The 12,927-nt window shown below is 57.3% G+C and carries 10 protein-coding genes; all 10 read left to right on the top strand.

The window, feature by feature from the left end; translation table 11 throughout:
- The first annotated feature begins 867 nt into the window (after positions 1–867).
- Positions 868–1,782: a sulfate adenylyltransferase subunit CysD gene (gene cysD / locus NFG58_RS20240; protein WP_045992429.1), complete on the top strand. Its 915-nt coding sequence runs from the start codon at positions 868–870 to the stop codon at positions 1,780–1,782.
- 242 nt (positions 1,783–2,024) lie between these two features.
- A complete protein-coding gene (gene cysN / locus NFG58_RS20235; RefSeq protein ID WP_348827247.1) occupies positions 2,025–3,938 on the top strand; it encodes a sulfate adenylyltransferase subunit CysN in 1,914 nt (637 codons plus the stop codon).
- A gap of 523 nt (positions 3,939–4,461) precedes the next feature.
- The gene (locus tag NFG58_RS20230) at positions 4,462–6,201 is read left to right on the top strand and encodes a polysaccharide biosynthesis/export family protein (protein ID WP_222568688.1); all 1,740 of its coding nucleotides are present in this window, start codon (positions 4,462–4,464) and stop codon (positions 6,199–6,201) included.
- Between the two features lie 11 nt (positions 6,202–6,212).
- Complete coding sequence (locus NFG58_RS20225; RefSeq protein WP_222568689.1) at positions 6,213–7,019, top strand: ABC transporter permease; 807 nt, start codon at positions 6,213–6,215, stop codon at positions 7,017–7,019.
- Entirely contained in the window at positions 7,016–8,074 is a 1,059-nt protein-coding gene (locus NFG58_RS20220; protein WP_108132081.1) for an ABC transporter ATP-binding protein, read from the top strand. Before NFG58_RS20225 ends, NFG58_RS20220 begins: the two co-directional genes overlap by 4 nt.
- A 173-nt stretch (positions 8,075–8,247) precedes the next feature.
- Positions 8,248–9,270, top strand: a complete 1,023-nt coding sequence (locus tag NFG58_RS20215; RefSeq protein WP_348827246.1) for a chain-length determining protein — start codon at positions 8,248–8,250, stop codon at positions 9,268–9,270.
- A gap of 181 nt (positions 9,271–9,451) precedes the next feature.
- The gene (gene rfbB, locus NFG58_RS20210; RefSeq protein WP_348827245.1) at positions 9,452–10,519 is read left to right on the top strand and encodes a dTDP-glucose 4,6-dehydratase; all 1,068 of its coding nucleotides are present in this window, start codon (positions 9,452–9,454) and stop codon (positions 10,517–10,519) included.
- Positions 10,516–11,397, top strand: a complete 882-nt coding sequence (rfbD, locus tag NFG58_RS20205) for a dTDP-4-dehydrorhamnose reductase (protein ID WP_348827244.1) — start codon at positions 10,516–10,518, stop codon at positions 11,395–11,397. Before rfbB ends, rfbD begins: the two co-directional genes overlap by 4 nt.
- A gap of 44 nt (positions 11,398–11,441) precedes the next feature.
- Positions 11,442–12,329 (top strand): glucose-1-phosphate thymidylyltransferase RfbA, encoded by an 888-nt coding sequence (rfbA, locus tag NFG58_RS20200; RefSeq protein WP_108132084.1) that lies wholly within the window; start codon positions 11,442–11,444, stop codon positions 12,327–12,329.
- A 30-nt stretch (positions 12,330–12,359) separates the two neighbouring features.
- Positions 12,360–12,902, top strand: coding sequence for a dTDP-4-dehydrorhamnose 3,5-epimerase (rfbC, locus tag NFG58_RS20195; protein ID WP_108132204.1), 543 nt, complete (start codon positions 12,360–12,362; stop codon positions 12,900–12,902).
- Positions 12,903–12,927 lie beyond the last annotated feature (25 nt).

Genomic DNA, 12,927 nt, shown 5'->3' with positions numbered 1-12,927 from the left:
AAGTTCGGCACAGTTAGTTGCCCTGCTCAATGGCGACTCCCTCATAAAAGCGGCCCTCCGGGCGCCCCCTCATGGCCTTGGCGCCGAGGCGGGGCGTTAGAAGATTACATTTGTTGGATGCTGGCACTTCTGACGATCAAGAAATGTTCTTCGCCAAGATGGTGAAGTTTTAATGAAAAACAATACCGTCGCAGTTAATTATTAAAGTTCTATGCCGGTCGTGACTCACGCCTAACCTAAATTATCCAATACTTGCTTTAATTATTGTACCGAAGAACTAGGCACGAAGCTTTTAAATGTGCCGTAACGACATTATTGCAATGAGCATGCTTTTTCTGGTCCTTGTTTTTTTGTTATGCCTTTGATTTTTTTGATCTTTTGATGATTTTTTTGGCGTGTGTGGATTATGGCCTTTTAGATATTTTTTTGTATTGCAGCATAGTTAAAGGGAGGCGGATTACTCTCTATGCAGTAACCGTTTATTGCCCGCCAATAACCTCGCCCGTGTCTGGATGGAGAAGTACAAAAACATTAGTATCGATGATTGTGATCAAGTGTTAATGAACCGTTATCAATGTTACTCGTCTGTTTGCTACCACGGTCGAGGGCAAAATTCGTTGAAGCAGGGCATGGGAAGGCGTCCGTGACATCCCGGGGCGGTAGCGTGCTTCATCGCCATCAGGTCCAGTGCCCCTCTCCTGCACCAACTCGCGGATCACATGCCGCGCCCACTCTCCGGTGCCTGGAGCCTTGGTGCTGCTGTGGGCTATTCGGGCCAACGGCTGCGGCTACGTCACGCGGGTCGAGTCGGCCGAGTCCACGCATTCCGCCGGCGAGTGTTTCCCTTTCCGAGGACTTCGATCCGTCATGGAACTACTACCCGATCGCCAGACACACCTCCGACAGCTGGAGGCCGAATCGATCCATATCATCAGAGAAGTCGCAGCCGAGTTCCGTTCTCCGGTCATGATGTACTCGATCGGCAAAGATTCATCGGTGATGCTGCATCTGGCGCGCAAGGCTTTCTTTCCCGGCACGCCCCCCTTTCCGTTGATGCACGTGAACACCACCTGGAAGTTCCGCGAGATGATCGCCTTTCGCGATCTCATGGCGAAGCAGTCCGGCATGGAGCTGATCGAGCATATCAATCAGGAGGGGGTCGCGGCCGATATCAATCCCTTTGATCACGGTAGCGCCAAGTATACCGACGTGATGAAGACCGCCGCTCTCAAGCAGGCACTTGATCACCATGGATTCGACGCAGCCTTTGGGGGTGCCCGCAGGGATGAGGAGGCGAGTCGTGCCAAGGAGCGCATCTTCTCCTTCCGTGACAGGCATCATCGGTGGGAGCCGAAGAGCCAGCGTCCCGAGTTGTGGAGCCTGTATAACGCCAAGGTGAACAAGGGGGAGTCGATTCGCGTCTTTCCTCTCTCCAACTGGACGGAACTGGATATCTGGCAATACATCTATCTCGAGGGAATCCCCATTGTGCCGTTGTACTACGCCGCACCGCGGCCAGTGGTGGAGCGGGATGGCATGACGATCATGGTCGACGACGACCGACTACCGCTGCGGAAGGGCGAGACGCCCCAGGAACGCTGGGTAAGATTCCGTACCCTCGGCTGTTATCCCCTGACCGGTGCGGTGGAATCTCGAGCCGCGACTCTCCCCGAAATCATCCAGGAAATGCTGCTGACGCGGACCAGCGAGCGCAGCGGTCGAGCCATCGATCATGATCAGGCGGGGTCGATGGAAAAGAAGAAGCGCGAGGGGTATTTCTAAATTAGTTGGAATGAATGTTCGCCTGCCGTCTTGTACTGAATTCGCGGATTGCCGATGGGGGTGTTCCCGGGAAGGCGGCTACACCCATCGCTTCACCAGACGGCAAAGGCCGCGACTGCGTGGCTCGCCGCATTCCTCCACGCTCCGCTCTTCCAGTCTCCAGATTGCACTCCGGTTCAGCCCTAGTCTCCTCGGCATCCTTGTCCGGGTGCTGTGGCTTGCGCCTCTACCAGGAATTCGTCATGTCCCATCAATCCGAGCTGATCGCCAGCGACATCGAACGCTACCTGAAGGAACACGAGAACAAGGACCTGCTGCGCTTTATTACCTGCGGCAGTGTCGATGATGGCAAGTCCACTCTGATCGGGCGCCTGCTGCATGACTCCAAGATGATCTACGAGGATCAGCTGGCCGCCATCACCCAGGCATCTCGCACCAGCGGCACCACCGGTGACGAGGTGGATCTCGCGCTACTGGTGGATGGCCTGCAATCAGAGCGTGAGCAGGGGATCACCATCGATGTGGCCTATCGGTTCTTCTCCACCGAGAGACGCAAGTTCATCATTGCCGACACGCCGGGGCATGAGCAGTACACCCGCAACATGGCGACCGGCGCTTCCACGGCCAGTCTTGCGATCATACTGATTGATGCTCGACACGGTGTGCAGACCCAGACGCGTCGCCATAGCTTCATCTGCGACCTGCTGGGCATAGAGCACCTTGTGGTAGCGGTCAACAAGATGGATCTCGTGGCGTATGACGAAGATCGTTATCTGCAGATCGTCGACGAGTATCGGCTCGTCATGGATCGACTCGAAGCCCGGGATATACATTTTGTCCCGCTGTCTGCGCTGAAAGGCGACAACGTGGTCGAGCCCAGCAGCGAGATGCCCTGGTATGACGGCCCCAGCCTGCTCACGCTGCTGGAAGAGGTCGAGATCAGGCACGACCAGAATCTGCGAGATGTGCGCTTGCCGGTTCAGTTCGTCAACCGCCCCAATCTGGATTTCCGGGGATACGCGGGCACCCTCAGCTCCGGTGTCTTGACTCCCGGACTGGCGGTCAAGGTGCTGCCGAGCGGTACCACCAGTCAGGTGAAGCGCATCGTTACCATGGATGGTGATCTCGATGCGGCATTTCCCGGGCAAGCGGTGACCATCACCTTGTGTGACGAGATCGATGCATCGCGCGGAGACTGGATCGTCGGGGTCGATGATCAGGTGCCGCTTCGGTCGGAATTCGTGGCCGATATTGTGTGGATGCACGAGTCCCCGTTGGAACCTGGGAAATTGTATGACATCAAGCTGGCCACTCGGGACCTTGCGGGAAAGGTTGTCGCCATCGACTACCTGGTGGACGTCAACACCCTGGAGCAACGGCATGGGGAGCAGCTGGATCTCAATGCTATCGCGCGTTGCCGTGTCGAGCTCACCACCGCGATACCTGTCGACGACTATCGTACCCACCCTGGCACGGGCTGCTTCATTCTGATCGACCGATTGAGCAATCTTACCGTCGGTGCCGGGATGATCCACAGTCCGTCGGATGCGGAGCTGCCCTACGAATTCCGCAAACACGACAGCAAGGCCAGCGTGGTGTGGAACCGCACCACGGTAACCCAGACCATGCGAGAGAGGATCAATGGCCACCGTGGCTGCTGCGTCTGGTTTACCGGGTTATCGGGCTCCGGCAAGTCGACCCTCGCCAATGCTCTGGAGGTGGAGCTCAATCGACGTGGGTATCACACCATGCTGCTGGATGGCGACAATGTCCGGCATGGGCTATGCAAGGACCTTGGCATGGGGGAGCAGGACAGGGCGGAGAATATTCGGCGAGTCGGTGAGGTTGCTCGGCTGTTCGCAGAGGCTGGGGTGATCGTTATTACCGCATTTATTTCGCCGTTTCGAGCAGACAGAGAGGCGGCCAGGGCGCTGTTTCTTAGCGATGATTTTGTCGAGGTGTTTGTCGATACGCCCCTGGATGTCTGTGAAGAGAGAGACCCTAAGGGACTGTATCAGAAGGCGAGGGAAGGCAAGATTCTGGATTTCACTGGCATCAATAGTCCTTATGAGGCGCCTGTGAAGCCAGAGGTTTCCGTCAATACCGAGATAATGAGCGAGCAAGATATTATTGCGAAATTGCTAAAACATCTGTAACAGTTATTCGTCGTTTATCGCATGACGACGTCGGGAATTTCGCTATGATTATGCTTCGATATTGCACGTTTTTAAGGTCGATTCCAGCCGATGGAAGGGCGCCTGAAAGGGGGGCGGGTCTTTCGAGGAAAAGCGTCTTTCGCCGGGGTGCCACGGTCACGCTTCTTCTTGCTACGGTGCTGATCACTGGCTGTGTTCAGCGTCCGCTTACTCAGCCGAACAGTGCCCAGGGGATCATGAGCGAGCCTTCCGGGATCCCTGCCTCCAGCGACTTGTCGCGGTTTCTTGCCCAAACCCCCGCCGGGAGCGCCACCACACTATCGAGTAGCCCCTGGGGAGCGAATGTGGAGGTGGTGGCTGACTCCCCCTACTTCTCTGCCAGCAGGCGCATATGTCGTCACTTGACAGTGACTCGCCGGAGCAACGGGGATCGACTGGCGGCCGTTGCCTGCAAGTCGGGAGAAGGCGCCTGGTTTACCAGTCGCCTGGTAACGGCGCTGTACAACGGAGCGGAGACCTGGTGATGACGATCATGGATGAACGGCTCGGCAGGGCGCTGCTGTATCTGGCAAGACGGCTGTCGTTGCCTGTGTTGTTGCTGATGGTGAGCTGGTCGATGGCGAACTCGGTCGCTGCGCAGGGTATTGCCCTGCCGGACGATATCTTGCCTCAGGCCCGGGAGCAGACGGATGAGGGGACGATCAATGACTCGCCTCGCGCCAACTGGAGCAACGATCGCTACGGGCCGCCCTCGATACCGTCACCGATCGATGTGGAACTGCTTCCTCCCTTTGGCGCCAACCTCTTTACCGGTGGGTTTCGAGGCACCATGGCAGATGGGCTCAACCGTGACTATCGCATCAAACCTGGCGATCAGGTCACCCTGAGAGCATGGGGGGCGGTGGAATTCGATCGAGTGGTGCCCGTGGATGCCCAGGGCAATATCTTTCTCCCGTCGATCGGCCCCCTCGCCGTGCAGGGAATGAGTCATGGCCAGTTGGATGCTCGGGTTCGAGAAGCGATCCAGAGCATCTATCCCGAGAACGTGCAGGTGTACACCAACCTGCAAGGCGTTCAGCCCGTCGGTGTCTATGTCACCGGCTATGTGCACAGCCCTGGACGTTACGCGGGCACCCCCTCGGATTCGATTCTGTACTTTCTCGATCAGGCCGGGGGGATCGACAACGCCCTTGGCAGCTATCGCAGCATCAGCCTGATGCGTCAGGGGCAACGCCTGGCAAGCTTCGATCTCTACGACTTTTTGCTGGATGGCAGGATCGCTCGGCCTCAGTTGCGCGACGGCGATACTATCGTGGTGGGTGAACGAGGCCCCTCCATCGCGGTGACCGGTGATGTGGAACGCGCCTACCGATACGAACTACAGTCTGGCCAGTTGAGTGGCAGCGATCTGGTAAGCCTGGCCCGCCTGAAGAGTGGTGTGTCTCACGTATTGCTGCGCGGAGAGCGTGCAACAGGCCCGGTTGCCACCTACCTGACGCTCGACGAATTTCTCGCGCGCCAGGTTCAGCCTGGTGATGAGGTGATCTTCAATGCAGATCATCAGGAAGGCACCATCGTGGTTGCCCTGGAGGGGAGTTTTCTGGGCCCGTCGAGGTTTGCCCTGCCGCGGGATGCCCGGCTCGGAGAGTTGCTGGACGCCGTCGCCATCCTGTCCGACATGTCGGCCAGCCACAATGTGTCGATTCGCCGAGAAAGCGTAGCACGGCAGCAGAAAGAGGCGCTCGAGGATAGTCTCCGCCGCCTGGAGACGACCTATCTGGGAACATCGTCATCCACCGATGAGGAGGCCAGAATCAGGATTCGCGAGGCCGAGCTGATTCAGATGTTTGTGGCGCGGGCGCGACAGCTCGAACCCAGCGGTCGACTGGTGGTCGCCAGTGATCAAGGGGTTGCCGACATTCGGTTGCAGGACGGTGACGTCATCACGTTGCCGGAGGCCATGGATTCGGTGCTCATCAGCGGAGAGGTGGTCGTGCCACAGGCGGTGGTCTATCAGCCGGGTTCTGGTCTCGACCACTATCTTGATGCCGCAGGTGGTCTTACCCAGCGTGGCGATGAGGACAACATATTGGTGGTTCGCCAGAACGGCGCGGTGCGGAATGCCGACGATATCACCCTGCGTGCAGGAGACGAGATTCTGGTGATGCCGGCTGTCCCCACCAAGAATCTTCAGTTGGCAACCAGCCTGACCCAGATCCTTTATCAGATTGCCGTGGCCACCAAGGTGGCGATCGATCTCTAGTGGGGGGCAGCATGTCGATGATTGGCAACTCCGTGCAACGCCACCCCTGGGCGGTGACGCGTAGCGTCTGGTACGCCATGTTCCTGCGAGAGGCCATTGCGCGCACCATGTCGGATCGCCTGGGCTGGTTCTGGATGATCGCGGAACCTGTGTTCTTCACACTGATCATGGTGGCCATCCGCAGTCTCATCCGCGGAGACGCCCTTATCGTGGGAGCCCCTTTCATCCCATGGATGGTGGTCGGACTGATGGGATTCTTTCTGGTTCGCGAAGGGATGATTAGAGGGCTGGGAGCCATCAAGGCCAACCAGGCGCTGTTCGCCTATCGGCAGGTCAGGCCCGTGGACCCGGTGTTGGTGCGCAACGCCCTGGAGGGGCTTCTGCGATCACTGATATTTCTCTTGTTCATCTTCGGCGGCATGTTGCTCAAGGTCGAGGCGCTGGCACCTGACGACGCCCTGTTGGCACTGGCGTGGTGGCTCTCGCTCTGGCTGCTGGGCCTGGCGCTTGGGCTAATTGTCTCCGTGCTTGCCACCCTCATCGCCGAGGTGGCGATCGTGCTACGGATGATGATCATGCCATTGTTGATCCTATCCGGTGTCATTTTCCCGATCCATCACATGCCCCACTGGATGCGTGAGTACCTGTTGCTCAACCCGATTGTTCATGGTCTGGAGCGACTACGTGGCGGTTTTTTTGAAGGGTATTGGCAGGTCCCTGGTACCAGTGCCCCCTATTACTGGATGGTGACGCTGGCACTGCTGTCACTAGGATTGATGCTACACCTTCGGTTTCGACATCGGCTGATGGCGCAATGATCCAGATAGAACACCTCTACAAGCGCTATCACCATCACAAGGTCAGGGACTGGGTGTTGAAGGATATCAACCTGACCATCCCCCACGGCGTAAGCGTTGGAGTGTTGGGGAGAAATGGCGCGGGAAAGTCGACCCTGCTGCGATTGATTGCCGGCATGGATACGGCTGAAAGGGGCTCTATCCGGCGCGATGCTCGGGTCTCCTGGCCGATGGGACTGGCCGGAGGTTTTCAGGGGGCCTTGAGTGGCCGTCAGAACGTCAAGTTTGTTGCCCGTGTCCATGGTGGTGGTCGTGACGTCGGAGCCATCATCGACAAGGTGCAGGAATTTGCAGAGCTCGGGCCGGCCTTCGATGACCCGATTCGTACTTACTCCTCCGGGATGCGTGCGCGACTCAATTTTGGTCTGTCGCTGGCGTTTGATTTCGATGTCTATCTGTCTGACGAGGCGACCTCGGTGGGCGATCGGGTATTCAAGGCCAAGGCGACCCGTGCCTTCAAGGACAGGGTCAATCGCGCAAGCCTGGTCATGGTCTCCCACAGCGAAGGCATACTGCGCGAACTGTGCCAGGCAGGCATCTATCTGAAGCATGGCGAGGCGTTCTGGTTTGACGATATCAGAGACGCCATTCGCAGCTATCACCAGGACAGTGACAGCAAGGCCAAGGCCAAGGCCACCGGCGGCCCCGGCAATGGGCCACGCCACGATGGCGAGCCGCAAGCACCCCGGTATCCGTCACCTGCGCCGACACCGGGTATCGACACAATGTCCCTGGATACGCTCAAGGCATTGCTGGGCAAGCGCAGACAGCAGCTGGAGCGTATCCAGAAGCGCCTCGATGCTCTGGAGATGGGGCGTGAGAACGCAGACGAACTGGTCGACCCGAGGGTCCGTCAGGAGCTCATTGCTCGCCTTCACCTGGCGAAGCAGCGCTTGCATGAGGTTCGTCGCGCGGTACAGACGAAAAAGCGAGCCACACCCGCCAGTGGCAAGGACGATTCGGGGAAGGATTCGCGGAAGGAGTCGGAGAAGGGTTTCGAGAAGAAAGAACGGTAGCCACCAGGCGATGGCAAGGCGTCGCTCACTGAGGACTAGATCCCGACGGTGGTGCTCGCATTCAGAGGCGTCCGGATGCCCCGCGACGTCGCTCCAGCAAGGAAGCCAAGATAATGTTGCGATGGATTGCTCGGCAGCCCCATTGGGCATTTGCCTGCCTGTCGATATTGGCCATGTCCTTCTACTGGCTAGTCTGGGCCGAGGATCGGTACGTATCCGAGGCCGTCGTGGTACTGGAAAGCCCACAGATCGCTGCCCCAACCTTCGACTTCTCGAGCCTGCTTTCCGGTGCCAGCGTCGATAGCGATATGTTGCTTTTGCGGGAGTATCTGCTTTCTGTGGATATGCTCAAGAAGGCTGATGAACGGCTCGACCTGAGGTCTCATTACAGTGAGAACGGTGACTTTCCTGCTCGTCTGTGGGACGCCGAGGCTCCCATCGAAGACCTTCACGAGTATTACCTGAGTCGCGTAGAGGTAACGCTCGATGACTACGCAGGGGTCCTGAAGCTGGAGGTCCAGGGCTTCTCTCCCGAGTTTGCCCAGCAACTGACCTCGCTTTTACTGGCGGAAGGTGAAGCGCACATGAATGCCATGGGGCAGCGCCTGGCTCAGGATCAGGTACGGTTCCTCGAGCTTCAGGTAGAGCGCCTGTCCGATCGGTTGGATCAGACACGCACGGATCTCCTGGACTATCAGAACGAGCATGGCCTGGTGTCTCCTACCTCGACCGTGGACAGCCTCAACCAGGTGGTGGCCAGTCTGGAAGGTGAGCTGGCAAGACTGGAAGCTCGGCGTAGCGCCTTGGCCAGCTTTTCCAGCCAGCGTTCATCGGACATGGTGAGAGTCGAGAGCGAAATCACTGCGTTGCGTCGTCAGATCGATCAGGAGCGTGAGCGACTGGCAAAGGCCACAGGAGACTCCCTCAACCGCCTGTCCTCCGAGTATCAGCGGCTCGAGCTGCGGGCTCGCTTTGCCCAGGATACCTATGCCAGCGCTCTCGGTGCATTGGAGGGCACGCGCATCGAGGCTGCTCGCAAGCTTAAGCAGATCAGTATCTTGCAGAGCCCTCTACTGCCCGAGTACGCCACGCGTCCTGAGCGCCTCTACAACCTGACCATCTTTGTGATCGTCACTCTGTTCCTTGCCTTCATTGCCAGCATGCTGTGGCTGATCGTCCAGGACCACAGAGACTGACGCTCTTGCTGATGGAACTACCGATAGCTGTCGTCGGACGGCTGCCACAATTAAGCCCTTCATGTTGAAGAGCTCAGGGCTCACGCTTCCTGTCATCCTCTCTTCCTTCCCGCCCGTATGCCATTTCTAGCGTCCTCCCTGGCGGGGCGGGCAGAATTTCCAGTCCTCTCGGGGTTCTTTCATGATCAAGACGTTTCTCGTGACCGGTGGTGCCGGTTTTATCGGCTCGGCCGTGGTGAGGGAGTTGATTACCCACACCCCTCATCGTGTCGTCAATGTGGACAAGCTGACCTATGCCGGCAATCTGGCATCCGTAGCGTCTGTCGCCTCCGATCCTCGCTATATCTTCGAGAGAGCGGACATCTGTGATGGCGCGGCAATGAGCAGAATTCTGGACAAGTACCGCCCCGATGTGGTGATGCATCTGGCCGCTGAAAGCCACGTTGATCGCTCCATCGACGGGCCTCGCGCCTTTATTCAGACCAATGTGGTGGGCACTCTGGTATTGCTCGAGGCGGTACGCGGGTACTGGGAAGGAATCAGGCAACAGGACAGCGACAAGGCCGATGGTTTTCGGTTTCACCACATCTCCACCGACGAAGTCTACGGAGACCTCCAGAATGATGGCAGCCTGTTCACCGAACAGACCCCCTACGCGCCTAGTTCGCCCTACTCGGCCAGCAAGGCGGGATCGGATCACCTGGTGCGGGCGTGGACGCGCACCTATGGCTTGCCTTGCCTGGTGACCAATTGTTCAAACAACTATGGTCCGTTTCACTTTCCTGAAAAACTGATTCCTCTGATGATCCTCAATGCGCTGCATGGAGAGGCTCTTCCTGTCTACGGTGATGGTGGACAGGTACGAGACTGGCTCTATGTCGAGGACCATGCGCGCGCCCTGGTGCTGGTTGCCAGCGAGGGAAAGGTTGGAGATACCTACAACATTGGTGGCCATAACGAGAAAACCAACCTCGAAGTGGTACACACAATCTGTGACCTGTTGACGGAAATGGCTCCGGACAAGGGCGAATATCGTGATCTGATCACCTACGTCGCCGACAGGCCTGGCCACGACCGGCGCTATGCCATCGATGCATCCTACATTCAGCACACGTTGGCCTGGGAGCCACGAGAGACTTTCGAGTCTGGCCTTCGCAAGACAGTGTCCTGGTATCTGGCCAACGAGTCGTGGTGGAAGGCGGTGCAGGATGGTAGCTACCGGGCCGAGCGCCTGGGGGTGTTGTCATGAGTGGGCTCTTGCTTGGTGCCTCGGGCCAGGTGGGCCATGAGCTTCACAAGGCGCTAGCCATCCATCTGGATCTTCATGCGCCTGACCGCAGGACCCTGGATCTGACCGACCTTGATGCGGTGAAACGCTGTCTGGACCACTATCGCCCCCAGTGGGTGATCAATGCTGCTGCCTACACCGCGGTGGACCAGGCAGAGACCGATACGGCGACTGCCTTTCGACTCAATGCAGAGCTGCCTGGCTGTCTCGCACGCTATTGTGCCGATCACGGGGCACTGTTGACGCACTATTCCAGCGACTACGTCTATCCAGGCGATGGCATTCGGCCCTGGACGGAAGATAGTCCAACCGACCCTTTATCTTGCTACGGCCAGTCCAAGCTTGCCGGCGACGAGGCGGTGCTCGCCAGTAGATGCGACGCACAAATCTTCCGGACAAGTTGGGTTTACAGTGCCAGGGGCAACAACTTCATGAAGACCATGCTGCGTCTGGGGCGGGAGCGGGCGTCCCTGGCAATTGTCGACGACCAGGTGGGGGCCCCTACGCCCGCACGCCTGATTGCTGACGTGACCTTGCATGGGTGGCAAGTCTACCGCTCTCGTCCCGAACTGACCGGGCTCTACCATCTGGCACCACGGGGCTTCGTGTCCTGGTATGACTTTGCCCGAGAGATTTTTCGTCTCGCCCGTCTGCACGGCCTTCCTCTCATGCTCTGCGACGACCAGCTGTCTCGTCTGGCGACGAAGGACTATCCCACACCAGCAAAGCGTCCACCCAACTGCCGGCTGTCGGTCTCTCGTCTTGAGAACGCCTTCGACATCTCGCTCCCTGACTGGAGGGGACAGTTGTCTCTCACCATGAAGGACTACCTAAGGTAGGCCTGCCGCCGCAAGGCGTTGTCCGAAAACTAGAGGTTACCGCCATGAATCGGAAGGGAATCATCCTTGCCGGAGGCTCCGGTACGAGACTTCACCCCATTACCCATGGGGTCTCAAAACAGCTTCTCCCTGTCTACGACAAGCCGATGATCTACTATCCGCTCTCGGTGCTAATGTTGGCAGGAATAAGAGAAATACTGGTGATATCTACACCGGATGATCTACCGGTCTACCGTCAGTTGCTCGGTACCGGTGACCAATTTGGTGTTTCCTTGTCCTACGCAGAGCAGCCAAAGCCAGAGGGACTGGCCCAGGCTTTTATTATCGGCGAGAAGTTTATTGGTGATTCTCCTGTCTGTCTCGTCCTTGGCGATAATATCTTCCACGGACAACACTTTTCCGAGCAACTTCTGAGAGCCTCCGACCAGGCTCGAGGTGCCACAGTGTTCGGCTATTTCGTCAAAGACCCGGAACGCTTTGGTGTTGTCGAGTTTGATGAGAAAGGGCGTGCGGTCTCTATTGAGGAAAAGCCCAAAAAACCAAAGTCATCCTATGCGGTGACGGGCTTGTACTTTTATGACAACTCCGTGGTGGACATCGCGCGGAGCGTCAAGCCATCGGCTCGGGGAGAGTTGGAGATAACCTCGATCAACAATGAATATCTACACCGTGGTGAACTTCACGTAGAGCGTTTGGGGAGAGGATTTGCCTGGTTGGATACAGGTACTCATGACAGTTTACTTGAGGCAGCGCAGTACGTGCAGACAGTCGAACATCGACAGGGGCTGAAGATAGCCTGTCTGGAAGAGATTGCCTGGACTCAAGGCTGGATCAGTGACGAGTTCCTGCTTTCACAGGCAAACAGCCTTTCCAAGACAGGATACGGGGAATACCTGCTACAGCTTCTGGCCGCGAAGGCTGTTGGTCAGTGACAAGGCTACCTGATGGTGGAGGTGACGTGCATGAAAGTTGAAAGGCTGGCTATTCCTGATGTCGTGCTATTTACGCCAAAAGTGTTCGGTGACGAAAGAGGTTTCTTTATGGAAACCTTTCGCCAGGAAACATTTGATGAAGTCTGTGGTGAACACAAGTTTGTTCAGGACAACCATAGTAGGTCGAGTCGCTCGATACTCAGGGGACTGCATTATCAGCTGAAGCATCCCCAGGGAAAGCTGGTGAGAGTAGTCAGGGGAGAGGTATTCGACGTAGCCGTTGATATGCGAACGTCCAGTGCCACCTATGGTAAGTGGGTAGGCGTTTTCTTGAACGAAGACAACCGGCAGATGCTCTGGGTACCACCTGGATTTGCACATGGTTTCTACGTTACCAGTGACGATGCCGAGTTTGTATACAAGTGTACTGACTATTACGCGCCTTCAGACGAAATGTCGGTGCACTGGGCAGATACTATCCTGTCAATCGACTGGCCATTGGACAACATTGAGCCACGAGTTTCCGATAAGGATGCTCGAGGGATGTCGTTTGTCGAGGCTCCTGGCTACTAGTAATTGCCTGAGGAAGTAGACGTGG

The sequence above is a fragment of the Halomonas sp. RT37 genome (assembly GCF_040070525.1).
GTDB lineage: Bacteria > Pseudomonadota > Gammaproteobacteria > Pseudomonadales > Halomonadaceae > Halomonas > Halomonas litopenaei.
The sequence above is the reverse complement of the archived record's forward strand: the minus strand, read 5'-3'. Positions and strand labels throughout refer to the sequence as shown.

Coding starts and splice junctions, on each gene's coding strand:
- cysD (WP_045992429.1), top strand. CDS start 868: ATGGAACTACTACCCGATCGCCAGACACACCTCCGACAGCTGGAGGCC.
- cysN (WP_348827247.1), top strand. CDS start 2,025: ATGTCCCATCAATCCGAGCTGATCGCCAGCGACATCGAACGCTACCTG.
- NFG58_RS20230 (WP_222568688.1), top strand. CDS start 4,462: ATGACGATCATGGATGAACGGCTCGGCAGGGCGCTGCTGTATCTGGCA.
- NFG58_RS20225 (WP_222568689.1), top strand. CDS start 6,213: ATGTCGATGATTGGCAACTCCGTGCAACGCCACCCCTGGGCGGTGACG.
- NFG58_RS20220 (WP_108132081.1), top strand. CDS start 7,016: ATGATCCAGATAGAACACCTCTACAAGCGCTATCACCATCACAAGGTC.
- NFG58_RS20215 (WP_348827246.1), top strand. CDS start 8,248: ATGTCCTTCTACTGGCTAGTCTGGGCCGAGGATCGGTACGTATCCGAG.
- rfbB (WP_348827245.1), top strand. CDS start 9,452: ATGATCAAGACGTTTCTCGTGACCGGTGGTGCCGGTTTTATCGGCTCG.
- rfbD (WP_348827244.1), top strand. CDS start 10,516: ATGAGTGGGCTCTTGCTTGGTGCCTCGGGCCAGGTGGGCCATGAGCTT.
- rfbA (WP_108132084.1), top strand. CDS start 11,442: ATGAATCGGAAGGGAATCATCCTTGCCGGAGGCTCCGGTACGAGACTT.
- rfbC (WP_108132204.1), top strand. CDS start 12,360: ATGAAAGTTGAAAGGCTGGCTATTCCTGATGTCGTGCTATTTACGCCA.